This is a genomic window from Bacillus sp. NPDC077027 (genome assembly GCF_050269555.1).
Taxonomy (GTDB): domain Bacteria; phylum Bacillota; class Bacilli; order Bacillales; family Bacillaceae; genus Bacillus.
In genome coordinates this window covers 488,973-513,301 of the sequence record NZ_JBNNIO010000001.1, presented here as the reverse complement: position 1 = coordinate 513,301, position 24,329 = coordinate 488,973, and the positions used below count along the sequence as shown (strand labels likewise).

The window sequence follows — 24,329 nt, the reverse complement described above, 5'->3', positions numbered from 1 at the left end:
AATTTTTTATTATAATACAAATTGAGCAAATATGCTATTATTTTTCCTTGTCCGGTTCCCTGGATATGAAAAACCCAGGAGGAATATCCTGAGTTTATTCGGAACCTCTTTTAGTCAGCATCTGGTGAATAACATTTGCTGTTTCTTCAACCGCTTTATTCGATACATCGACCACCTGACAATTGATCCGATCTACTACTTTTTCGAAGTATTCCAATTCTTCTTTGATCCGCTCTATATTTGCATAGATTGCTCGATCATTCAGGCCAAGTGACTTCAAGCGTTCCTTGCGAATATGGTTCAATTTATCAGGACTGATTTTAAGTCCGATACATTTTTTTGGATCCACAGAAAATAGCTCTTCTGGTGGGTCTACTTCTGGTACAATCGGTACGTTTGCGACCTTTAATCGCTTATGAGCAAGATATTGAGAAAGCGGTGTCTTCGATGTACGAGAAACCCCAATCAGCACGATGTCTGCCTTTAGGATTCCCCTGGGATCTCTCCCATCATCATATTTCACTGCAAACTCAATGGCTTCTACCTTTTTAAAATAGTCTTCATCTAGCTGACGAACACGACCTGGCTCATTCTTTGATTCATTTCCGTATGCTGTCTCCATTTTATCAATCAGTGGACCAATAATGTCGTAATACACAACTCCGTTTGCTTCCGCCTCTTCAATGAGGAATGCACGCATTTCTGGAACGACCAATGTAAAACATACGATACCATTATCCGCTTTTGCTAGTGAAATCACTTCTTTAATTGTACCGATATCCTCTACATATGGGATTCTTCTTATGTTTGAATGATCTGATGAACCACCGTCAAATTGGCTAAGCGCCGCTTTTACCACAAGCTCTGCGGTTTCACCGACGGAATCTGATACAACAAAAATTACGCGATTACTCATAAAATCCCCTCGCAGTCTTTGATTAAATAATTTCATTCTCCGATAAACTGACAAGTATTTTTGTCATGTTCGTTTTTGTAATTCTGCCTACTACTTCAAAGCCTTTCTCGGTGTCTTTTATAACAGGCAGTGCGTCTATTTGTTTCTCAATCAAGTACTTGGCAACACCCATAATGAAATCTTCTTTGCGGCAGACTGTAATGTTAGGCATTCTCGTCATAATAATATGGACAGGAATTGATGGAAGTTCCTGTTTACCAATACTGGCCCGAAGGAGATCTTTTCTTGATAACACACCCGTTAAAATCGAGTGATCGTCGACCACAAACAGTGTGCCAACGTCCTCTAAAAACATCGTACAAATCGCATCATAAACTGAAACATTCTCATGTATCACGACTGGAATAGACTGAAAATCTTTCACCTGTAGTTTTTTCAGCTTATCCGCAAGTAGTTGTGTCCCTGTTTTCCCTGTAAAGAAATAACCAACTCTCGGTCTTGCTTCAAGAAAGCCAGACATTGTCAAAATAGCTAAATCGGGACGAAGTGTTGCCCTTGTTAAATTCAGCCGATCGGCAATGTGCTCTCCAGTGATCGGACCATTTTCTTTGACAATCTGTAAAATGTGTTCTTGCCTTTTATTTAACTCGATTGTACTCACCACCTTTAAATAGAGAGAGCGGATCTTTCACTTTATGTATATCAATTCAATAACTTATCATATTATAGCGCATCTTTGTCCAATTGAAACAACATTACGCTTAAAACCTGTAATAAAATGAGCAAAAAACGATTGCCTATTTGAAGGCAACCGTTCTTCATGTATTTATTTGACAATCAAGTTGTTCATATTCGCAAATGATTGAATCACTTTTGCAAGCTTCACCATCTGTGCTAAACGATTCTGCTTAAGCTTCTCATCATCAGCGTGAACCATCGTATGGTCAAAATAGTCGACAATCGGTGTTTTTAATGTTTCTAATTCTTGAAGGGCATTTATGTAAGCACCTGTTTGATAGTGTGCACTCACTGCCACTTTGACCTGCTCATATGCAGCAAACAATGTTTTTTCTTGGTCATTTTCAAACAAGTTAGGCTCAATCTCGTGATCCTCACCTTTTTTGCTAATAGAAATCACTCGACCGAGTGCCTCGGCAGTTTCTTTAAAGCTGTCTTGCTTTACTCGTTCTTCGAGGACCGCTGCTTTTTTCACAGCCGCATATGGTTCGATATTTTCGTTATCCAGCACTGCATCAACGACATCATGACGAATATGTTCAGCTTGAAGAACGAATTTCAGGCGTTGTGTAAAGAAGTCAATTAACGCCGTTTCCTGTTCAGCCTTAACGCCAGCAAAGACCAGCAACTCTTTAAAAGAGATGTTCCAATTACGGTCAAGAAGGATATGCACAATACCACTCGCTTGTCTTCTTAAACCATATGGATCCTGTGAGCCTGTTGGAATGACGTCAATGGAGAAGAATGAGCAAATAGAGTCTAATTTATCTGCAATGGCGACGATCGCTCCAATAAATGAAGTTGGTGCTTCATCACCTGCAAAACGTGGCATATAGTGTTCATTAATGCTTTGCGCTACCTCTTCATGCTCACCAAGTGCTCGTGCATATTTTTCTCCCATGATTCCTTGAAGCTCTGGGAATTCGTAAACCATTTGTGTCACAAGATCGAATTTCGAAATACTTGCAGCTCTTTCGACTCTCGCCACCATCTCTTCGCTTGCTCCAACATGCTTCGCTAAACGAGTTGCTAAGCTTGTCACACGCTTAAGCTTATCACCAATTGTGCCGAGCTTCTCATGAAATACGACTTTATCAAGCTTTTTAATATTTTTCTCGATGACCAATTTTTGATCTTCTTTGTAGAAGAATGCTGCATCTGATAAACGGGCACGCAATACTTTCTCGTTACCTCGTGCAACATTTTCAAGGGCTTCACTGTTTCCGTTTCTTACTGTAATGAAGTGAGGGAGTAGCTCACCTTGATCATTTTTCACCGGGAAATAGCGTTGATGTTCTTTCATCGTCGTTACAAGCACTTCTTCTGGCAATGCCAAGAATTCTTCCTCAAAGGACCCAAATAAGACAGTTGGATATTCAACTAAATCATTGACCTCTTCTAGCAGTTCAGGATCAACTGGAATGACCCATCCCTTTTCTTTTGCAAGTGCATCAAGCTGATCTGTAATCATCTGTTTTCTTTCTTCTGAATGTGCAATGACATATTGCTTTTTTAGTAATTGCTCATAGGAAGATGGTTGATCAATGATTGCTGTACTTCCTAGGAAGCGATGGCCCCTTGTTTCACGACCACTTTTCACCCCTGCGATTTCCACTGGGATAATGTCTTGCCCAAATAGACAAACAATCCATTTGATCGGACGGATGTAACGTAAATCCTCACTCCCCCATCTCATGTTCTTTGGGAAACTTAGTGAGGTGGCTATCTCACCCAACGCTGGCAACAATTCTTTCACAAGCTGTCCCTCTTGGAACTTTTGCACATGTACATATTCAACACCCTTGATGTCTTTAAAGTACAGGTGATCTGTTGAAGCACCTTGACCACGTGCAAAGCCTTGTGCAGCCTTTGTCCATTGACCATTATCATCTAGGGCAATTTTTTTTGCAGGACCTTTTGCCTCTTCTTTTATATCCTCTTGTTTTTCTGCTACATCTTTGACAAGCACTGCAAGTCTTCTCGGTGAATTAAATAAAGCAACTTCTCCGAATGAAATATTTTGTGAGAGAAACCATTCAGTGACCTTGTTACCTAATTGCTTTGTGCTCTCTGGCATAAATCGTGCTGGCATTTCTTCTAAGCCAATTTCTAATAATACATCTTGTTTACTCATGAGAAGCAGCCTCCTCTTTTAGCATTGGGAATCCCAGTTTTTCTCGTTCATCATAATAGGTTTTGGCTACTTTTCTTGCTAAATTTCGCACTCTGCCAATATACCCTGTGCGTTCTGTTACAGAAATGGCTCCCTTGGCGTCTAGCAGGTTAAATGTATGTGAACATTTAAGAACATAGTCATACGCTGGATGAACAAGTCCTTTGTCCATTTGACTATGTGCTTCTTTTTCATACGTCGTAAATAGATCAAACAGCATATCTGTATTGGATGTTTCGAACGTATAAACAGAATGCTCATACTCAGCCATAAGGAATAAATCACGTACAGTAAATCCATCAGTCCACTCTAAATCGAAGACATTTTCTTTGTCTTGGATATAAGATGCGAGTCTTTCAATACCATAAGTAATTTCAACTGAAACTGGCTTACATTCTAAGCCACCCACTTGTTGGAAATATGTAAACTGCGTAATTTCCATACCATCCAGCCATACTTCCCAGCCAAGTCCTGCACAGCCGAGCGATGGGTTTTCCCAGTTGTCTTCGACAAATCGAATGTCATGCTTAAGTGGATCAATTCCAAGTGCCTTTAAAGATTCCAAATACAGCTCCTGAATGTTGTCAGGTGATGGCTTAATGATGACTTGAAATTGGTGATGCTGATACAGTCTATTTGGATTTTCTCCATATCTGCCGTCTGCTGGTCGTCTAGATGGCTCCACATATGCAACTTTCCAAGGCTCAGGACCAATGCTTCGCAGGAATGTGTAAGGACTCATCGTTCCTGCACCTTTTTCTGTGTCATAGGCTTGCATTAACACACAGCCTTCGTTTGACCAATGCTTTTGCAATGTCAAAATCATCTCTTGAATATTCAATCAAAGCACCTCCATCTTATTAAAACCAACCGCTTTGGCGGGTGAACAGTAGAACCTATACGTATATCAACAGGAACACACAAAAACTCCCGTCTCTATGCTCGCAGGTTCTGCAAACATAGGGACGAGAGTTCTCCCGCGGTTCCACCCTATTTGCTGGATACTAGCATCCAGCCGCTTTTTTCACGTCGCTCAAGAATGCCTTTCGTTACGCTTCCATCCTTAGCTCACACCATCCTAAGGTCGCTTTTATGGGATCAACGCAAGTACTTCTTTCTGTCAATGCAACATCGTTTATCTTAGATGATCTTACAAAAAGTCAAGGAAGATGTCAACTTTTGTTTTGATCATCCATAAGTCGTTTCATGGATTCCATTTGATCCATGAATTTTTTGGACTTTAGATAGAGCCCTGAATACTCTTCATAATAATGATGAAGAACATCCCTAATTTCTTGCTTCGTTTGTGGCTTGACATCTACATTTCCAAGCCTAGTTAAATCAAAATAATGAAATAACCGAAGCAGTCTAGCAGCTGCTGAAGATAGGGGCAGTTTATAAGGATCTTTCACAAAGCAGTTTTGACAAATAAAACCGTTGTCCCTAATTGAAAAATGAAACTGCCCTTCTTTATTGCCACAGTGTACACATTGGTCGAGCTCTGGTCTAAGCCCCATGACCGATAGCATCTTCACCTCTACGATAAATAAAATAATATCAGCGTCAGTACCTTCATTTAGGTGGCGCAAAGATTGTAGCAGCAACTCAAACAGATATGGGTTTGGCTTTTTCTCTTCTGTTCCTTTGTCCATTAACTCGGTTATATATGCAGCATAAGCAGTTAAAAACAAATCCTCTCGAATCGCCCGCAAGCTTTCAATCATTTCACCTTGCTGAAGCGTTCCAAGTCCTGTTGATGTTTGAATAAGGAAGGACCCGTATAAAAACGGTTGGCTGATGGCAGACAGTCGGCTATTTGACTTCTTTGCCCCTCTTGCCATGACACCAATTTTCCCTTGTTCTCTCGTCAATAGTGTTACAATCTTGTTTGTTTCTCCATAATCAGTTGTTCTAAGGACAATTCCTTCGCATTTCATGAGCATTTGTCTACACTCCGAGCATTGGAGGCGATCAAGATATGATCAGATTGGAAAATCAAGTCGTGCTACTATCTCTTCTTCAAGTACATCGGGTCTTTCCAGGTTCTCCTTTTCTAACTCCTTGAAAAGCAGATACGTGTCAACGCTTCCTGTTTGTGAAAATACGTTCCATGTAAAATTCAACATAAAAACCCCACCTTTCTTTATTAGAAGCAGCAACGCTACATCCAACACATTAATCTTATCTTGACCAGGCTTCCTCCATTTCATGTTAAACAATTTTTACTAATAGAACCGCAGCTTTGTCATATTTTCTAACAAATACTACCGTGTTTTTTTAATATTCGTCTTCTTTAAATCCAAAATCTCGTAAATGAGTGGATTTATTTCGCCAATCCTTTTGGACTTTCACCCATAGTTCTAAATAGACCTTAGAACCAAGTAGTGCTTCAATGTCCTTACGTGCTTTTTGTCCAACTTCTTTCAATAGACTTCCGCGTTTGCCGATCACAATTCCTTTTTGAGAATCGCGTTCGACAACGATGGTTGCCGCAACATGAATCTTTCCAGTATCCGCAGGCTTAATTGATTCAATGGCGACTGCGACACTATGTGGTATCTCTTCTCGTGTCAAGTGCAGCACCTTTTCACGAATCAATTCAGAAATAATAAATCGTTCTGGATGATCTGTTACTTGATCTGCTGGATAAAATTGAGGTCCTTCCGGCAAGTACTCTTCGATTTGTTTAAGAAGCGTGTCGATGTTATTTCCTTCAAGTGCTGAAATCGGTACGATTTCTTTAAAAGAGTAGCGGGTGCGATACTCATCAATGAGAAGAAAAAGCTCATCAGGATGAATTTGATCAATTTTATTGACGACAAGAAAAACGGGTGTTGATGTCTGTTTCAGCCGTTCAATGATAAATTCATCACCTTTTCCATAACCTTCTGCCGCATTGATCATAAATAGGATAAGGTCGACTTCCTTCAAAGTGTTCTGAGCAACCCTCATCATAAAATCACCAAGTTTATGCTTAGGCTTATGAATACCTGGCGTATCAATAAAAATCGTCTGCGTTGTATTTGTTGTCAGGACGCCCTGAACTTTATTTCGTGTTGTTTGGGGCTTATCACTCATGATAGCAATTTTTTGCCCAATCACTTTATTGAGAAAGGTCGATTTCCCTACGTTTGGTCTTCCAATAATTGATACAAATCCTGATTTAAAGCTTTCGTTAGTCATTTAGATCCTCCGGTGAAAATGCGCCAGGCAATAGTTCGTTTACTGTTGTTTCGTATATTTGTCCTTTTAAGTTTGTTAGAATCACAGGCATGTCGGGTGTGCATAGCTCTGAAATCACCTGTCTACAGGCACCGCATGGTGACACAGGTCTATCCGTATCAGCGACAACTGCAAGCATTTGAAACGAAGTGTCACCTTCTGAATAGGCTTTAAAAAGTGCTGTTCTTTCAGCACAATTACACATGCCGTAAGCCGCATTTTCAATATTGCAACCACCATACACTTTTCCATCATTCGTTAAGAGAGCTGCCCCGACTTTGAATTTAGAATAGGGTACATATGCAAAATCTCTTGCTTTTATCGCTTCTGAAATCAATTCTTGTTTGTTCATCCTGGTTCCCTCTTTCAGAAGAAATGGTACCACTGTCACATTTATATTTTACATAATTTACGTGACATTTTCACGCCCATTTCTAAAATTGTTAATAAATAGTAATATTGTTCTATTGCACAATCTTTGGCAAAAAGATAATTAATCCAATCATAACCGAAATAGCGGCAAAAACGCAAACAGCTCCGGCAGCAGCATCCTTAGCCCTTTCAGCAAGAGGATGCTTTTTTTCTGTCACAAGATCAATTGCATGCTCAATTGCTGTATTCACTAACTCAAGCGCTAGCATACCACCAATTAATAAGAGTACGATCATCCATTCGGTACTGCTAATATGAAGCCAAAATCCACAAAAAGTGACCACGATAGCGGCCACTGTGTGAATTTTAAAATTCCGTTCATTCAAGAGCGTTCGCCAAATCCCTCGAGAAGCATAAATAAAACTCCGAAGAAACCGAACAAATGGGTGACGTTTACGATGATCTCGAAAGTCCATAGTCATCCAGAATTTGAGTTTGTTTGGCGAACATCTCTTTTTCCTCTTCCTCTGTCATATGGTCATAACCAAGAAGATGCAAAAAGCCGTGAATGGTTAAAAACCCAAGCTCCCTCATAAACGAGTGACCATATTCCTCTGCCTGATCTTTTGTTCGATCAACACTTATGATAATGTCTCCTAAAACTGGTGGGATGTCGTCCGCACCGATAATTTCAATTTCACCTTCGCCCTCTTCTTCGAGAGCAAAAGAAATCACGTCTGTCGGTGCGTCTTTTCCTCGATATTCTTTGTTGATCTGTTGAATTTCTTCATTTGAAACAATCGTTACAGATACTTCTGCCTGATCTTTCACATCTAGTTTTTCTGCAGCAAACTGTAATAGTTTCCCCACTTCTTTAAGTTGCTCCGTCGATACTTCACCTGTTTCGTCTATTAAATCAATTAACAATGTCATTTACTTCACCTTCTGTTTTGGGGCTTCCGGATATTCAATTCTTGAATGGAAGATCCCTTTTAGTGTTGTACAAATGGTTTGGCTAATAATATTCAATTCTTTAAATGTAAGGTCGCACTCACTAAATTGTCCGTCTTGCATTTTATCAGAGATGATCCCTTTGACCAGCTTCTCAATTCGCTCTGGATTAGGATTATGCATTGATCGAACTGCTGCTTCTACACTATCTGCAACAGAAATGATCGCAGCCTCTTTTGATTGTGGCTTAGGACCAGGATAGCGAAATTCTTCTTCTGTCACCTGATCATCACGTTCTTTTGCTTTGTAGTAGAAAAACTTCAAAAGCGATTCTCCATGATGCTGCTCCGCTATATCAATAATCTCCTCTGGAAATTTCTTTGCACGTAGCATGTCTGCGCCATCCGTCGTATGAGCGATAATGATATTTTTGCTTAGCTGTGGAGACAGCTTATCGTGCGGATTATCAATGTTCATTTGATTTTCAATAAAATACTGAGGGCGCTTCGTCTTTCCAATATCATGATAATAGGCGCCAACCCGAGCGAGAAGCCCATTTGCACCTACTGCTTCACATGCTGCATCCGCTAAATTTGCCACCATGACGCTGTGATGATATGTACCAGGCGTCTCCGTTAAAATTTTCTTTAGAAGCGGATGATTAGGGTTTGATAACTCGATCAATTTCATGGTTGATAAAAGGCCAAACATGCTTTCAAAAACAGGCATAAGCCCAATGACTAAAATAGAGGATGCAAAGCCTGACACCGTACCCATGAGCATATTGATACCAATCTCAAGACCTGATGGCGATGAGTTTTGAATAAGTGTGATCGACAGAACAACCAGTACATTCACTGCCGCAACCAAAAGACCTGCTTGTAAAATCTTTGATCTCGCATTGTGCTTTCTTAATAAGAGAATGCCTGCCATTCCACTAATTAGGTAATATGCACACATGACATAGTTAAATACACCCGTGACACCTTGGTTAAACATCATACTGCCGCAAAGGGCAAAAACAAGACCTGAGAGAATCGCTAAGCGTTCATTAATTAATAGTTTAATGAGCATCGTGCCAAGCGCAACAGGCACCACATAACCTATGGTCGTATATTTCGTCTCCTGAAACAGGCTAAATACTTCCATAATGATCAAAATAATCGTGAAAATAAGTGAGTAAAGTAAAAGTGTTTGGTTTTTTCTAACGAGTGAACGACTCTTACCTTCAAAAGAATGGATGATGGCCGCTAAAAATAGGCCGATCATGATGATTAAGCCAGTGATAGGTTTAAATAAGTTGGAACTATTCAACAGCCCTGTAAGCTCAAGTTTACGATACACTTCACGATCTATTAATTCGCCTTCTTCAACTAGAATTTGTCCTTGTTTAATCTGAACAGGCTGAATGTTATCTGTTGCTTCCTGTCTTTTCTTTTCAGTGGCAACTGGGTCAAAAACATAATTTGGAATAATCGCAAACTCGCCAATTTCTGTCGCAGCCTGTAAATATTTAGATGGAATCGAATTATGCTCAAGCTCTGTTTTTACTTGTTTTTTTTCGTTCTGAAGTTTAGCCGCTGTAATCTCTTTGCTCATCAATGAGTTGACCACAGTAATGATCGAATCCTTTGTGAAAGACACATTTTCATCACTCGCTTGCAGGAGCGCTTTGATGGATTGATCAGAAACCGCTTCACGCATATCAGTTGTCAGTTTTTCTTTTACATTTTGAACCATCTTCTGATCAGAAGGCGGGTTATCTTTTTTTTCCGCTGCTCTTTTCTCTTCTTTAATGGCTTCAAAGAGGGATGAAATGAGGTCAACACGATTATCAGAATACGCTTTTTTCAGTGTATATTGATCCTCGACCTGATCTGTTGCTTCCTGTTTCTTTTCTTCTGTCGCTTCTTGATCATCTACTGTTGATGGAGAGTATATTGTCTGTTCGCTCACAGAGAATAAATCAAGATCGAGCGATTCAGGCTTCACATGGAAGAAGAGCATCACAAACATAATTCCCGCTAATGCAAGGTATAACAGCTTGTTTAAATAACGTGTATGCTCCATTTTTTGAGGTTCTTTTTTAGACAGTAGCCTCTTTCGCTTACCGTCTTTCTTATTCTTTCTCAAGGAAAGTACCTCCCTTTTTTACTGTAAACCACACTTGAAATAAAATGACCCGATTAAGACGATCGGGTCACTCCGTTCATTTTTGCTTTTCATATGCTCCGATAATCTTAGCCACAAGCGGGTGTCTGACCACATCTGTTTGATCAAGCTCAATAAATGAAATTCCGTGGATGTTTGAGAGCATGTCCTTTGCAACAGCAAGTCCTGAATCGACGCCCTTCGGCAAGTCAATTTGCGTAACATCACCTGTAATGACCATTTTAGAACCAAAACCAAGTCTAGTCAAAAACATTTTCATTTGAGCAGGCGTTGTATTTTGGGCTTCATCTAAAATGGCGAAGGCATCATCAAGTGTTCGTCCTCTCATGTACGCTAAAGGAGCGATTTCAATGACCCCACGCTCAATTAAACGTTCTGTATGATCACTGCCAAGCACATCGTGCAATGCATCATAGAGTGGTCTTAAATAAGGATCTACCTTTTCCTTTAAATCGCCTGGTAAAAATCCAAGACTTTCTCCTGCTTCAACTGCAGGTCTTGTTAAAATAATTCGTTTGACATGTCCATTCTTCAAAGCATGGACTGCATTCACAACCGCAAGATAGGTTTTGCCTGTTCCTGCTGGTCCTATTCCGAAGACCATATCATTCTTTTTCATCGCCGCTGCGTATTCACGCTGTCCAATCGTTTTAACCCTGATTGACTTTCCTTTGGCATTTTTAGTGATTTCATCTTCGTACATATTTTCAAAATACTCAAGCTTTTGTTTTTGTGCCATTTTGATGGCATAGATGACATCTCGCTCAGAAATTTCGATTCCTTTTCGAATGAGATGTAAAAGAGACGTAATCAAGTTGCTTGCAGTCTCTGACGAAGCTTTTTCTCCAGAAACATAAACTTTTTCTCCACGCGTTATAATGGAGACATGTAGTTCATTTTCCATTAGCTTAAGGTAGGAATCTTGATTGCCAAATAAAGAAATTGCTTCATTTGGACTATCCAATTTTTGTTGAATCTCAAGTAAATGTTCTGTCATTCTCTAGTCTCCCTGAACGATAGGTGTTGTTTGAACAATATCTTCTATAACTTGGTAAAGTATGATCAACTTTACTTTACCATTCTCGCTTGTCTCGTGCAAAACTTTTTCACTTTTCACCTTTCCTGTTTGTCCTAGCTTCTCTTCTAATTCTTTTTTTCCCATTTTAATCCCTGCTTGAACTGCTTCTTTATTTGTATATTCGCGATTGATTATTTCACTTTCACGCACCATTTCCTTTTCATAGGAGATAGGAAGCTTAAACTGTAAAAAATGGAGCGGATGAGATTCAATTTCTGTTTTTGGTTGCTTTAGTTCGTCTTTTTTTAAATCGAATCCCCAGAATGGAAAGGATACACCAAACAGAGAAAGCTTGTGCTTTGTCTTCATTTTACCCGTATATACGTCAAAAGATGTTTTAAGTGCTACAGAAACTTCAGAACGATACCAAGTCTCTCCATAAATTTTCGCTTTTGCGCCAACTTTTTTTTGATGATCTTCACTGCCAATCAGTCCTGAGACAAGCATTTGTCCTTTTTTCACATGCTCATCGACAGCTGCTACCGGCTCCCCTTTTTCAACAAACATTCTTGTAATGACGGCTTTTTTCTTCGCGACAATGTGTTGTGGGCTAGTGTATTTCTCCTTTTCAGGTTCATTTTTTTCAACAACTTTCATTTGAAATGCAGTACCATTTAATTCGACACCGACCCACGTAATACTTTTAATATGGGTCGTTAATGATTTTTGAATTTTTTCTGGCGATCCCATCAAAAACTGAAATCGGCCTTTTTGTACGCCAATCTCGTCTAAATGCTTTCGCATTTGGTGTTCCGTTTCAGGATTAGCACCAGATATTTCAATTTTCCATACCATGTTTGATAGGACAAGAATTGTGAGTAAAAAAAGCAAAACCCCTAATGTAAAGCCAATATTTCTTCTAGACCATAAGAGAAGGAAGGGAAATCCTTTTTTTTGATAAAAAGAACATGTTACTTTATGCTTCCTGCGAACTCTTCTAAAGGCATGTACATCTGAAAGACGAATAAATAAGCGCACGCTCTCTTTTCGATGGCTCACATGAAAAATCGCGATGCCTTGTCTCGTGCACTCATTGATCAATCGCTCTATACCACTTCCCCTGATCTCCACCTCAACCCTGCCAATAAAATAGGCAAACCATTTATTCTTCACACTTTTCCCCTCCGTCATTTAAGAATCGATATAACGGACTTCATCGATTGTTCCTTCTAATAATATCTCTTCTGGCAAAATGGTTTTGATGACAAAATTTTTGCCTAAAATAATGCATTGCCCTTGTTTTAACATGAGCCTGACCTCTTCATCACTGAAAAGCAGCAACCCTTTATGGTTCTCTATGTAAATGTGGAGTCTGCCAACCATCGTAATTCGTGGAAGGTCCATCATCACGTCTGGGGGGATTTCTAGCGTTTTTGTCAGCCATGCTTTCATTCGATTTTTTCTTTTTCCCATTCAATAAGAACCCCCTTCCACCTCATGTGTATGAGATCAAACTTAAGGATGGATGAGGCCATCATAAAGCCTCTATACCATCCTATTCTAAAGACTCTCATATCATGCTAATGAATCGAGTTAAAAGACATTCTCGGCAACAGCTAGAAACATCATGTTAACAAGGGTATGCATTTGTGAATTCAAACAGTACAAGACGTATACTTTTCAATAACTGGAGGAGATATTTTAGTGCTTTTTATGAAAATGAAAAAGCCCCCTTCAAATAAAAGGAGGCTTTTCGTTTTATCTTTTGTGTAATCGTCTCATCGTACGGTGCGGCTTTTTCGAGCGTGGTTCACCGAATACTTCCCCAAGAATCATTCCTTGTACTACCGTATCTTGGTTCAACTGATTGACGACTCTATTTGTTTGAGCAGGTGAAGATTTAGGTCTTGTCAGTTGTCGTTCAAGCGCTACATATTCATTGCTGAGTTCGCTTTTCCGTTCTTCCATTTTTGCAAGTGTCTCGGAATAGCGGTCAGACCCTTTATTCATTCCGCCATGATCATGCACATCGCCAAAATCATCGAGCTGATCAGTTGAAACTGGATCAGGTCGTTTTGATTGTGTTTGTTGTGTCGTTGGTTTTCTTTGAGTAGATGGCTTAGGTTGCTGTTGCTCATTCTCCTCTTGTTTCCCAATTTTTCCAAACACAGCTGAGATAATTCCGATGATGAGCGCTATGAGCAGCGGGTTATTAAAAAGAATGTCCATGATGCTCCCTCCTTAATACGTGAGAGGATGCTTACTTCTTCTCATTATCAGATGGACCCTTCGTCATTTGACCAAATGAGTCTCTCATATCTGTATCAGCATCAATGTTTTTGATGTTCATATAATCCATAACACCAATATTACCTTCACGGAGCGCTTCAGCCATTGCAAGCGGAACTTCTGCCTCTGCTTCAACAACTTTCGCACGCATTTCTTCAACTTTTGCACGCATCTCTTGCTCTTGTGCAACCGCCATTGCACGACGTTCTTCTGCCTTCGCTTGAGCGATATTTTTGTCTGCTTCTGCTTGGTCTGTCTGCAGGATCGCTCCAATGTTTTTACCGATGTCAACATCTGCAATATCGATTGATAGAATTTCAAAAGCAGTTCCAGAATCTAAACCTTTTCCAAGGACCGTTTGAGAAATCATATCTGGGTTTTCAAGGACTTTTTTATGGTTATCAGATGAACCGATTGTTGAGACAATCCCTTCACCAACACGAGCTATAATCGTTTCTTCTCCTGCACCACCGACAAGTCGATCGATGTTTGCACGTACTGTAATACGCGCTTTTGCTTTTACTTCAATCCCGTCCATTGCCACACCCGAAATAAATGGTGTTTCGATAACTTTTGGGTTAACACTCATTTGCACGGCTTCAAGTACGTCACGCCCTGCTAAGTCAATAGCAGCACATCGAGCAAAATTCAATTCAATATTTGCACGCTGAGCAGCGATCAATGCATTGATGACACGGTCTACGTTCCCCCCGGCCAAATAGTGACTTTCCAACTGGTTAATCGTCGCATCAAGTCCTGCTTTGTGCGCTTTAATCAGTGGGTTCACCACTCGGTTTGGAATAACGCGGCGAAGCCTCATTCCGACTAATGTAAAAATACTAACCTTAACACCTGCTGCTAGGGCAGAAATCCACAGCATCACCGGTACAAATGTGAAGAAAATTGAAAGAACGACCAAACCTGCTGCGATTAAAACAAATAAAAGTAAAGTAGATGGATCCATTTTATTCCTCCTATAAAATCAATATCTATGCTTTTCTCACGACAATCCGTGAGCCTTCCGCCTTAATAATTTTGACTTGCTCGTCTTTATCAATAAAAGCTCCTTCAGACACGACGTCAATTCGTTCATCTCCTAGGATAACAGTACCAGATGGGCGAAGTGCTGTCGCAGTAACGCCAACCTGCCCAACGAGCTCAAGTCTTGTTTCATTTGAAATGTAGCCGCTCTCCTTATTTGTCGAGTCGGTTAAAATAAACTTTTTAAAGAATTTCATCCGTTTTCCCAACACCTTTGTCAATAAAATAGCTGCTGCAATTGATACAGCAGTGGCAATCAAGATGGAAATCGCCATTTCTGTGAAACTTCCCGCTGCCAAAAATAAGCTGACAACAATACAGACGAGTCCAATAAAACCTAAAATGCCTCCTGGCAAAAACAATTCTAATATGATCAGCGCAACACCTGCTATAAATAAAAATAAAGTTTCATATCCAGCAAACCCAGCCACAAGGTGTCCATAAAAGAAAAGTAGTAGCGCTGTCAATCCCATCGTTCCAGGTATGCCAAAGCCCGGGGAGTACAATTCTACAACAAGACCTAGACTGGCAATTGAAAGCAATATTGGAATGACAACAGGATGTGTGAAGAATCGTGCTACCTTTTCAGCAAAGCTGACTTCATCATGTTGAACTTTTGCATCCGCTAAGTTTAGCTTCATCAGTAAGTCATCGAGATTTTTTGCCTCACCTTCTGCATAGCCAAATTGGAGCGCTCTCTTAGTATTAAAGGTGAGGAGTTCCCCTTTAGGTGCACCAGCCTCTTTGGCATCTACATCAACGTCAGCCATCGCTAGCGCATATTTGGGATTGCGCCCTTTTTTTTCAGCAGCATCACTCATTTCTGCCAGCCACAGTGATTCAGATTTTTTATCAGCTGCATTCCCTTCCCCGTCAATAATGGCAGCAGCACCCATTTTTCCGCTTGGGCTCATGTAAATCTGATCCGCATTTAATGCGAGAAATGCGCCAGCTGAAAGCGCTCTATGATTCACGTAAGCTGTCACAGGAATATCTGAGGATCGAATGGTATCCGCCATCTCCAGTGCAGCATCCACTGCTCCACCAGGGGTGTTGATATTTAGAATAATATGCTTCGCCCCATTATCTTTTGCTTGCTGGAATGAACGCGCAAGAAATTGGGAAAGGCCCTTTTCTACTGTATCCTCAATTGGAATCACATGAACTTCTTGTTCTGCCGATTTCGCGGTCAATTGAACCCCTAATAATAAGGATAGTATAAAACAACTGAAGAGAGCAATAGAAATTTTTATTTTTCTCATATGCTGTATCAATCCCCCCCTTCTTTTCTCAATTTTCACGTTACGTTACATACGTTACAAATGTATCATAAGTTTCACTTTCATATGACAAAATAGTGGAAACATAAAAAAGTATCCTTCTAACAGTTAGAAGGATACTTTTTTAATTAGATAGCTGTTCGCTGACGAGTCTGTTAATAACAGCCCCATCAGCTTTACCTTTTACTTTTGGCATAATAGCGCTCATGACTTTACCCATATCAGCTTTTGTTGAAGCACCGATTTCGGCAATCGTTTCCACAACGATTGCTTGGAGTTCTTCATTAGTTAACTGTTCAGGTAAATAAACGTCTAACATGTCAATCTCTTTTTGAACTTTATCTACTAAATCTAAGCGATTAGCTTTTGAAAATTCACGGAGGGAGTCTTTACGTTGCTTAATCTCGCGGGAAAGGACGGTTAATTCCTCATCGCTGGTCAAACTGTCTCTCTTAAGCTTGATTGCTTCGTTTTGTAGTGAAGCCTTCACCATACGAATGACAAGAAGCTTGTCTTTCTCGCGTTTTTTCATAAACAGCTTCATATCTGTATTTAACTGCTCAAGAAGACTCATAAATCCACCCTCTTTTAGAATTTGCGCTTTCTAGCAGCTTCGGACTTTTTCTTGCGCTTTACGCTAGGTTTTTCATAAAATTCACGCTTTCTTGCTTCTTGCAATGTGCCAGTTTTGGATACACTGCGTTTAAAGCGACGAAGAGCATCTTCAAGCGATTCGTTTTTTCTAACGACCGTTTTTGACATTCTCTTTCCCTCCCTCCGAATACACCAATCGACTGCATTTAAAAAAAGATACATGAAAACATGTACTTAGATATTATAATATAAGCCTTCTTTAAGGTCAACTAAGTGATTTGGAAATATATTTTCGTCATGTTCGGGTAGACAAGTCCATATATTCATTAGTAAGAGGAGGACTTTTCTTATGATTGAACTCATTTATTTCTGCGGACTTATTATCCTTTTTTTATGGTCAATGGGGCTATTACGAAAAGGACTCATTGCGCTAGCTTCTTCTCGCATCGAGCAATCTTTGCTGCTTTTTACTGATCATCCGCTCAAGGCTTTTCTTGTGAGCATTGTGTTTACTGGGGTTCTCCAGAGTAGTTCGGCATTTATGGTCATTGTGATCGGTTTCGTCAGTGCCGGCACGCTTACATTTAAACAAGCTATCCCGATGATACTCGGAACAAACATTGGGTCTACATTCACCACAGAATTTATCGCTATCAAAATGGATGTTTTTATGTGGGTACTTATTACCTTTGGCATCGTCTTTTTTATATTTGGAAAAAGACAGTTCAAGCATATAGGCATCAGTTTATTTGGTTTAGGAATGATCTTCTTTTGTATAAAAGGCTTTTCTAAAATTGCCAGCATGATGACGAACCATTCACATTCCATGCACCTACTTGAGGTCATGCAGCATTCTGAATGGACTTCCCTTCTGTCAGGTACAGTCTTCACAGCCATCGTACATTCCAGCTCTGTTTGCATCGGAATTTTAATGGGGTTTATGAACGAAGGTACAGTTGCTTTAAGGGAGGGTATTAGCTTTGTCCTCGGATCTAACATTGGTACATGCATTACTGCTGTGATGGCCGCTATTTCTGGAGGCTATGCAGCACGCCAGACAGCATACGCTCATGTTGTATTTAATATCATCGGTGTCATGCTATGTCTTCCATTTCTAAGCTTTCTCTCAGAGGTTGTGAGCCAATTATCTGCACAGCCCGCACAGCAAATTGCTCATTTTAGTTTACTATTTAATGCCGTGTCCTCCCTATTATTCTTACCACTGATCCAACCCTTCCATACATTCATCCTTTTTTTATCCCCCAATCGAAAAAAATAAAGCCGGTCTCCTCTGCACAGGTGACCGGCTTTATGTTGAATTACGATGTCATTCTTACTTTTTCAATGATTTCATCACTCATACGCACAAATTGTCCTTCGTTATAAGGATATCCCGCTTTCGTGACTTTTACTTTTACTAATTTTCCAATCATGTCTTCAGTGCCTTCAAAGACAACCTTCATGTAGTTATCAGTGTAACCGACATAAAGATCATGTTTACCCTCTTGCTCCTTAAAGGACTCCTCTGGGATAATTTCAAGAACATCTCCCTCATATTGAGAGGCATATTCTTTTGCAAGCTGGTCAGAAAGCGCGATTAAACGATGAACACGCTCATTCTTCACATTTTCATCGACTTGATCTTCCATTCTTGCAGCAGGCGTACCTGTCCGCTTACTATACGGGAATACGTGCAATTCAGAGAATTTATGTTCTTTAATAAAGTTGAAAGTTTCCATGAATTCCTCGTCTGTTTCGCCAGGAAAGCCGACAATCACATCAGATGTCACAGCAAGTCCTGGTAACGCTTGTTTCAGCTTCACCAAACGTTCTGCAAAAAATTCCATTGTGTATTTTCTACGCATTCTTTTCAGCACCGTATTTGAACCAGATTGTAGCGGAATATGAAGGTGTCTGACGATCTTATCAGATTGATCAAGCACTTCTATAACCTCATCCGTAATCTGACTGGCTTCAATTGAAGAAATACGAATTCGTTTTAACCCGACTACACGCTCGTCTAATTCTTTTAGCAGTTTGGCAAAATTGTAATCCTTAAGATCTTCACCATAGCCACCAGTATGAATACCTGTGAGGACGATTTCTTTATATCCTGCATCCACAAGCTGTTGTGCTTGATTGATGACTTCTTCTGGATCACGAGAACGAAGCAAACCACGCGCCCAAGGAATGATACAGAACGTACAGAAGTTGTTGCACCCTTCTTGGATTTTCAGTGATGCACGCGTACGGTCTGTAAATGCAGGAACATCAAGCTCTTCGAATACACGTGCCTTCATAATGTTGCCGACACCGTTTATCGGTTGTCTTTCACGACGGAATTCTTCAATATATCCTAGTAGTTTATGTCTGTCCTGTGTACCTACAACAATATCCACACCAGGAATCGCCATAATCTCAGCAGGTGATGTTTGCGCATAACAGCCTGTTACACAAATGACTCCATCAGGGTTATGACGGATAGCTCTTCTAATGACCTGACGGCTCTTTTTATCACCTGTATTCGTAACTGTACACGTGTTGATGACATATACATCTGCTTTTGATTCATAGTCTTTTCTTTCATAACCGGCTTCTTTAAATAGCTGCCAAATCGCTTCTGTTTCATAGTGATTGACTTTACAGCCAAGTGTATGGAACGCAACAGTTCCCATAATGATTCACCTCTTCATAACTCTGTTTGATAGGAAATCGCAGAAAGTGCGTATAAAGGAGCCGTTTCTGTCCTTAAAATTCGAGGACCTAAGCCACAGGTGACAGCACCAAGAGCTTCAAGTTCGTCAATCTCCTTTTTCGCAAGACCGCCTTCCGGGCCAAAAACAATTAATAGTGTTTGTCCATTTGTCATCTCATTAAGCAAAGATCGGAAACGATTTTGCTCTCCTTCTTTCGATGATTCTTCGTATGCAACGACACATTTATCGAAGTCACCAGCGAGTTGCAGAAGCTCCTTAAATGAAAGAACGGGATGAACTGCTGGAATGATATTTCGATAGGATTGCTCAGCCGCCTCTTTCGCAATCTTTACCCAGCGATCACGTTTTTTTTGTGATTTCTTATGATCAAGCTTTGTGATCGACCTTTCTGCCTGAAAGGGCATAAACATACTTGCCCCTAGTTCAGTTCCCTTTTGGATAATTAGCTCAAGCTTGTCGCCTTTTGGCAAACCACTTGCAATGGCCACTTGAATTGGTAATTCTCTATTTTTATTTGTCCAGCTTTCAAGTGTACATGTTACTTCTTCTTTCGTTATTGTATCAATTTTACACAATGCTTCAAAGCCATCCGCCGTTAGGCAAAGAATTTCCTGCCCTTGCTTCATGCGCATCACGTTGGAAAGATGATGAACGTCTTCTCCTGTAATGGCAATAGAGCCGGTTGCAATGACTTCTTGCTTGGTGGGGTCGATAAAATATCGTTGCATACGTGTCTTGACACCTACTAACCTTATTTTTTCGCAATAATGCTGACCCAGTCTTCCATAGACAGCACTTCGACAATCTCAAAACCAGCTTCTTCTAAAGCAGATCTCACTTGTAGCTTCTTCTGCCCAATAATACCAGACGTAATAAAATAACCGCCTTGCTTCAACAGATCATAGGCCTGATGTGTAAAGCGAAGAATCACTTCTGCTAAGATGTTTGCCACAATTACGTCTCGTTCTCCTGTAATGCCATCGAGCAAATTGTTTTGCTTTACTGTAACTTGCTGACTCACGCCATTTAATTGAATGTTTTGACTCGCACTTTCAACTGCAACGGTATCGAGATCAAATGCATGTATTTCTTTTGCACCAAGCATCGCAGCGGCCACACTCAAAATCCCGGAGCCCGTTCCAACATCAATAACCAGGTCATTTTCTTTCACATAGCGCTCTAGCGCTTGGATACATAGCACCGTTGTTGGATGAGTACCTGTACCAAAAGCCATTCCCGGGTCCATTTCAATGATGAGTTCATCTGAATGTACAGGCGTGTATTCCTCCCATGTAGGCACAATTGTAAATTTTTCTGAAATTTTCACTGGATGATAGTATTTTTTCCATGCAGTCGCCCATTCTTCTTCATTGACCTCACATATCGACAGATGGTTCCGTCCAAGGTCAATATCGTAAAGCAGAAGATTGTTAATGGCTTCTTTGATCTCATCTACCGTTTCCATCAAAAAACTGTTGACCTGAAGATAGGCTTTGACGATGACACCCTCATCCGGATAATCATTCGGATCGAGCTGGTAGATTTCACCGTAAACATTCTCACGTTCCTTTACTAAATCAAGCAGGTCTTCAATCACGACACCACTTGCACCTGCTTCATGCAAAATATTGGTGATTGGTTCCACCGCTTCATTTGTTGTATGGACGCTAATTTCTGACCACTTCAAAACTACCAACTCCTTATCCGTTCTTACTCGCCTTTAAATGCGCGTTTGACCTTATCGAAAAAGCTCATTTCTTGTTCGTCAGGTTTGTTTCCGCTCACTTCAGCAAATTTTCTAATGATATCCTTTTGATTATCAGTTAAGTTTGTCGGTGTCACGACGCGCACGACAATATGCTGATCGCCTTGGCCGTAGCCGCGAACATTTTTGACACCTTTACCTTTTAATCTAAATTTCGTCCCAGTTTGTGTTCCTGCAGGTACTTTTAATTTCACTTTGCCATGCAGGGTTGGCACTTCGATTTCATCACCTAGGGCTGCTTGAGCAAAAGTCAGAGGCATTTCACAGTAAATATCGTCCCCATCACGCTCAAAAAATTCATGTTCACGAACATGGAACACAACAAATAAGTCGCCTGGAGGTCCTCCGTTTACACCTGGCTCCCCTTGTCCTGACACACGAAGCTGTTGACCATCGTCTACACCTGCTGGAATCGTCACATTGATTTTTTTGCGTTTGCGCACTTTACCCGCACCGCCACATGTGGAGCATTTGTGGTCGATCTGTTTACCAGTTCCACTACAGTAGTTACATACTCTGCGGTTCACGACTTTGCCAAAAGGTGTTGATTGTTCGACGTTTAATTGACCTGAGCCACCACAATGGGTACATGTTTTAGGTTGTGTGCCCTGTTTTGCTCCTGAGCCTTTGCATGTTTCACATGTTTCTTCACGAGGAATTTCAATTGTGGCTTCTTTTCCAAATGCCGCTTCTTCAAATGATAGCGTCATTGTATATTGGAGGTCAGCTCCTTGACGTGGGGCATTCGGATCTCTTCTTCTTGCACCTCCGCCAAAAATACTTGAAAAGATATCATCAAACCCGCCAAAACCACCGAAATCTCCGCCGCCAAATCCACCGCCACCAAACCCTTGATTTGGGTCCGTATGACCGAATTGATCATAATGCGCACGTTTTTGTTCATCAGAAAGCGTTTCATAGGCATCTTTTACCTCTTTAAACTTTTCGTCTGACCCTGCTTCTTTATTAATATCAGGGTGATACTTTTTTGAAAGTTTGCGGTATGCCTTTTTGATTTCTTCCTTAGAGGCGCTCTTACCAACGCCAAGCACTTCATAGTAATCACGCTTACTCATCTCTTCACACTCCCGATTTTCTCACATAAATACGATTGTATCATTTTAATTTGTCTTTTTTCAATTCCTTTTCATATCTGTAAAGAAAAAAAGTCAAAGCCAAGAGATCCTGACTTTGACTTTCTGACTCGTACGGTTTCAGCAGTCTTTTTCAAAAGTAAAGGTGATTATTTTTTCTCTTGATCGTCGTTTACTTCTTCGTATTCTGCATCCACTACATTGTCATCTGCTTTTTGCGTTCCTTCAGCACCTTGCTGGGCCTCCGCTTGCTTAGCAGCTTCTTCGTAAAGCTTAGTTGTAAGCTCCTGTACGATTGTTTGAAGTTCATCTTTTTTCGCTTTGATGTCTTCAAAATCGCCTTTTTCAATTGCAGCTTTCAGCGCGTCTTTCGCATCTGTTGCTTTTTTCACTTGTTCTTCATCGATTTTGCCTTCAAGATCTTTTAATGTTTTTTCTGTCGTAAACACTAATTGATCTGCTTCATTACGCACTTCGATTTCTTCTTTTTTCTTTGCATCGGCTTCAGCGTTTTCTTCAGCCTCTTTCACCATTTTTTCGATCTCGTCATCAGAAAGACCTGAAGATGATTTGATAGTGATGTTTTGCTCTTTGCCTGTACCCATATCTTTTGCACGTACGTTGACGATACCGTTCTTGTCGATGTCAAATGATACTTCGATTTGAGGGACGCCACGTGGTGCTGGTGGGATATCTGTTAATTGGAAACGACCAAGTGTTTTGTTATCAGCCGACATTGGACGCTCCCCTTGAAGGACATGAATATCTACAGCTGTTTGGTTATCAGCAGCAGTAGAGAACACTTGTGATTTACTTGTAGGAATTGTTGTGTTTCGTTCAATCAACTTCGTGAATACGCCGCCCATTGTTTCAATTCCTAGTGATAGTGGTGTAACGTCAAGAAGAACAACGTCTTTAACATCACCAGTGATTACGCCACCTTGAATGGCTGCACCAAGTGCAACAACTTCATCAGGGTTTACACCTTTATGTGGATCTTTTCCTGTTTCTTTTTTGATTGCTTCTTGAACAGCAGGAATACGAGTTGATCCACCTACAAGGATGATTTTATCAATTTCGTTAGCTGACAGGCCTGCATCTTTTAATGATTGACGCACAGGTGTCATTGTACGTTCTACAAGCTCAGCAGATAATTCTTCAAATTTCGCACGAGTTAATGTTAACTCAAGGTGAAGTGGACCTGCTTCGCCAGCTGTGATAAACGGAAGCGAAATTTGTGTAGAAGAAACACCAGAAAGGTCTTTTTTCGCTTTTTCAGCCGCGTCTTTCAGACGTTGAAGAGCCATTTTATCCTTTGAAAGATCAATACCGTTTTCTTTTTTAAATTCAGCAACTAGATGATCAATGATTACTTGGTCAAAGTCATCTCCACCAAGACGGTTATCCCCAGCAGTTGAGCGAACTTCAAATACGCCATCTCCTAGCTCAAGGACGGATACGTCAAATGTACCCCCACCAAGGTCATATACAAGAATGGTTTGATCCTGATCTGTTTTATCAAGACCGTAAGCAAGTGCTGCTGCTGTTGGCTCGTTGATAATACGTTCTACTTCAAGACCTGCAATTTTACCAGCGTCTTTTGTCGCTTGGCGCTCGGCATCATTGAAGTAAGCAGGAACCGTAATAACTGCTTTCGTTACTTCCTCGCCTAAATAAGCTTCCGCGTAGGATTTTAGGTGTTGAAGGATGATTGCTGATACTTCTTGTGGAGTATAGTTTTTCCCTTCAACTTCTACTTTATAGTCAGTACCCATATGTCTTTTCACAGACATAATTGTGTTAGGGTTTGTGATTGATTGACGTTTTGCTACTTCACCCACTTGACGCTCTCCATTTTTGAAAGCAACAACAGATGGTGTTGTACGTGCTCCTTCAGCGTTTGCAATTACTTTTGGCTCTCCGCCTTCAAGTACTGCGACGCATGAGTTTGTTGTTCCTAAGTCGATACCAATAATTTTACTCATAT

Annotated in this window: 25 protein-coding genes; 1 reads left to right on the top strand and 24 read right to left on the bottom strand. The window is 40.5% G+C overall.

Going from position 1 to position 24,329, the window contains the following annotated elements; all coding sequences use genetic code 11:
* Window positions 1-94: 94 nt before the first annotated feature.
* The 19 genes from ACQKEZ_RS02785 to rpsU all read right to left on the bottom strand — a co-directional run bounded on the left by ACQKEZ_RS02785 (window position 95) and on the right by rpsU (window position 16,934).
* Window positions 95-916 (bottom strand): pyruvate, water dikinase regulatory protein, encoded by an 822-nt coding sequence (locus tag ACQKEZ_RS02785; RefSeq protein ID WP_427298590.1) that lies wholly within the window; start codon window positions 914-916, stop codon window positions 95-97.
* 22 nt (window positions 917-938) lie between these two features.
* Window positions 939-1,577, bottom strand: a complete 639-nt coding sequence (locus tag ACQKEZ_RS02780; protein ID WP_427298588.1) for a helix-turn-helix transcriptional regulator — start codon at window positions 1,575-1,577, stop codon at window positions 939-941.
* 165 nt (window positions 1,578-1,742) lie between these two features.
* A complete protein-coding gene (gene glyS / locus ACQKEZ_RS02775) occupies window positions 1,743-3,788 on the bottom strand; it encodes a glycine--tRNA ligase subunit beta (protein WP_427298586.1) in 2,046 nt (681 codons plus the stop codon).
* Entirely contained in the window at window positions 3,781-4,668 is an 888-nt protein-coding gene (glyQ, locus tag ACQKEZ_RS02770) for a glycine--tRNA ligase subunit alpha (protein WP_427298584.1), read from the bottom strand. The genes glyS and glyQ overlap by 8 nt, the downstream gene beginning before the upstream one ends.
* A 331-nt stretch (window positions 4,669-4,999) precedes the next feature.
* Window positions 5,000-5,770 (bottom strand): DNA repair protein RecO, encoded by a 771-nt coding sequence (recO, locus tag ACQKEZ_RS02765; RefSeq protein WP_427298582.1) that lies wholly within the window; start codon window positions 5,768-5,770, stop codon window positions 5,000-5,002.
* Between the two features lie 39 nt (window positions 5,771-5,809).
* The gene (locus ACQKEZ_RS02760) at window positions 5,810-5,953 is read right to left on the bottom strand and encodes a YqzL family protein (RefSeq protein WP_427298580.1); all 144 of its coding nucleotides are present in this window, start codon (window positions 5,951-5,953) and stop codon (window positions 5,810-5,812) included.
* A 151-nt stretch (window positions 5,954-6,104) separates the two neighbouring features.
* Window positions 6,105-7,010 carry a GTPase Era gene (gene era / locus ACQKEZ_RS02755; protein ID WP_427298578.1) on the bottom strand — a complete coding sequence of 302 codons (906 nt, stop codon included), beginning with the start codon at window positions 7,008-7,010 and terminating at the stop codon, window positions 6,105-6,107.
* Entirely contained in the window at window positions 7,003-7,401 is a 399-nt protein-coding gene (locus tag ACQKEZ_RS02750; RefSeq protein ID WP_427298576.1) for a cytidine deaminase, read from the bottom strand. The genes era and ACQKEZ_RS02750 overlap by 8 nt, the downstream gene beginning before the upstream one ends.
* 112 nt (window positions 7,402-7,513) lie before the next feature.
* Entirely contained in the window at window positions 7,514-7,897 is a 384-nt protein-coding gene (locus ACQKEZ_RS02745; protein ID WP_427298574.1) for a diacylglycerol kinase family protein, read from the bottom strand.
* Window positions 7,875-8,354, bottom strand: coding sequence for an rRNA maturation RNase YbeY (ybeY, locus tag ACQKEZ_RS02740; protein ID WP_427298572.1), 480 nt, complete (start codon window positions 8,352-8,354; stop codon window positions 7,875-7,877). Before ybeY ends, ACQKEZ_RS02745 begins: the two co-directional genes overlap by 23 nt.
* Entirely contained in the window at window positions 8,355-10,442 is a 2,088-nt protein-coding gene (locus ACQKEZ_RS02735; protein WP_427299302.1) for an HD family phosphohydrolase, read from the bottom strand. It lies immediately after the preceding gene.
* Between the two features lie 139 nt (window positions 10,443-10,581).
* Window positions 10,582-11,541 (bottom strand): PhoH family protein, encoded by a 960-nt coding sequence (locus ACQKEZ_RS02730; protein WP_427298570.1) that lies wholly within the window; start codon window positions 11,539-11,541, stop codon window positions 10,582-10,584.
* A 3-nt stretch (window positions 11,542-11,544) separates the two neighbouring features.
* A complete protein-coding gene (gene yqfD, locus ACQKEZ_RS02725; RefSeq protein ID WP_427298568.1) occupies window positions 11,545-12,735 on the bottom strand; it encodes a sporulation protein YqfD in 1,191 nt (396 codons plus the stop codon).
* Window positions 12,736-12,753: 18 nt separating this feature from the next.
* Entirely contained in the window at window positions 12,754-13,035 is a 282-nt protein-coding gene (gene yqfC, locus ACQKEZ_RS02720) for a sporulation protein YqfC (protein ID WP_427298566.1), read from the bottom strand.
* A 285-nt stretch (window positions 13,036-13,320) separates the two neighbouring features.
* Window positions 13,321-13,791 carry a hypothetical protein gene (locus ACQKEZ_RS02715; RefSeq protein ID WP_427298564.1) on the bottom strand — a complete coding sequence of 157 codons (471 nt, stop codon included), beginning with the start codon at window positions 13,789-13,791 and terminating at the stop codon, window positions 13,321-13,323.
* Between the two features lie 31 nt (window positions 13,792-13,822).
* The gene (floA, locus tag ACQKEZ_RS02710; RefSeq protein ID WP_427298562.1) at window positions 13,823-14,815 is read right to left on the bottom strand and encodes a flotillin-like protein FloA; all 993 of its coding nucleotides are present in this window, start codon (window positions 14,813-14,815) and stop codon (window positions 13,823-13,825) included.
* A 25-nt stretch (window positions 14,816-14,840) separates the two neighbouring features.
* Window positions 14,841-16,154, bottom strand: a complete 1,314-nt coding sequence (locus ACQKEZ_RS02705) for an NfeD family protein (RefSeq protein WP_427298560.1) — start codon at window positions 16,152-16,154, stop codon at window positions 14,841-14,843.
* A gap of 142 nt (window positions 16,155-16,296) precedes the next feature.
* Entirely contained in the window at window positions 16,297-16,746 is a 450-nt protein-coding gene (locus tag ACQKEZ_RS02700) for a GatB/YqeY domain-containing protein (RefSeq protein WP_427298558.1), read from the bottom strand.
* A 14-nt stretch (window positions 16,747-16,760) separates the two neighbouring features.
* Window positions 16,761-16,934: a 30S ribosomal protein S21 gene (rpsU, locus tag ACQKEZ_RS02695; RefSeq protein WP_003152957.1), complete on the bottom strand. Its 174-nt coding sequence runs from the start codon at window positions 16,932-16,934 to the stop codon at window positions 16,761-16,763.
* A gap of 181 nt (window positions 16,935-17,115) precedes the next feature.
* On the opposite strand from rpsU, the gene ACQKEZ_RS02690 reads away from it, so the two are divergent.
* Window positions 17,116-18,045: a Na/Pi symporter gene (locus tag ACQKEZ_RS02690; protein ID WP_427298556.1), complete on the top strand. Its 930-nt coding sequence runs from the start codon at window positions 17,116-17,118 to the stop codon at window positions 18,043-18,045.
* Between the two features lie 40 nt (window positions 18,046-18,085).
* On the opposite strand, the gene mtaB is transcribed toward ACQKEZ_RS02690, so the two are convergent.
* From mtaB to dnaK, 5 genes are all read right to left on the bottom strand, one after another.
* Window positions 18,086-19,441, bottom strand: coding sequence for a tRNA (N(6)-L-threonylcarbamoyladenosine(37)-C(2))-methylthiotransferase MtaB (gene mtaB, locus ACQKEZ_RS02685; RefSeq protein ID WP_427298554.1), 1,356 nt, complete (start codon window positions 19,439-19,441; stop codon window positions 18,086-18,088).
* Window positions 19,442-19,455: 14 nt separating this feature from the next.
* Window positions 19,456-20,211 (bottom strand): 16S rRNA (uracil(1498)-N(3))-methyltransferase, encoded by a 756-nt coding sequence (locus ACQKEZ_RS02680; protein ID WP_427298552.1) that lies wholly within the window; start codon window positions 20,209-20,211, stop codon window positions 19,456-19,458.
* Window positions 20,212-20,234: 23 nt separating this feature from the next.
* Complete coding sequence (gene prmA / locus ACQKEZ_RS02675; RefSeq protein ID WP_427298550.1) at window positions 20,235-21,170, bottom strand: 50S ribosomal protein L11 methyltransferase; 936 nt, start codon at window positions 21,168-21,170, stop codon at window positions 20,235-20,237.
* Window positions 21,171-21,193: 23 nt separating this feature from the next.
* Complete coding sequence (gene dnaJ, locus ACQKEZ_RS02670; RefSeq protein ID WP_427298548.1) at window positions 21,194-22,324, bottom strand: molecular chaperone DnaJ; 1,131 nt, start codon at window positions 22,322-22,324, stop codon at window positions 21,194-21,196.
* 167 nt (window positions 22,325-22,491) lie between these two features.
* Entirely contained in the window at window positions 22,492-24,327 is a 1,836-nt protein-coding gene (gene dnaK, locus ACQKEZ_RS02665) for a molecular chaperone DnaK (RefSeq protein ID WP_427298545.1), read from the bottom strand.
* Between the last annotated feature and the right edge of the window lie 2 nt (window positions 24,328-24,329).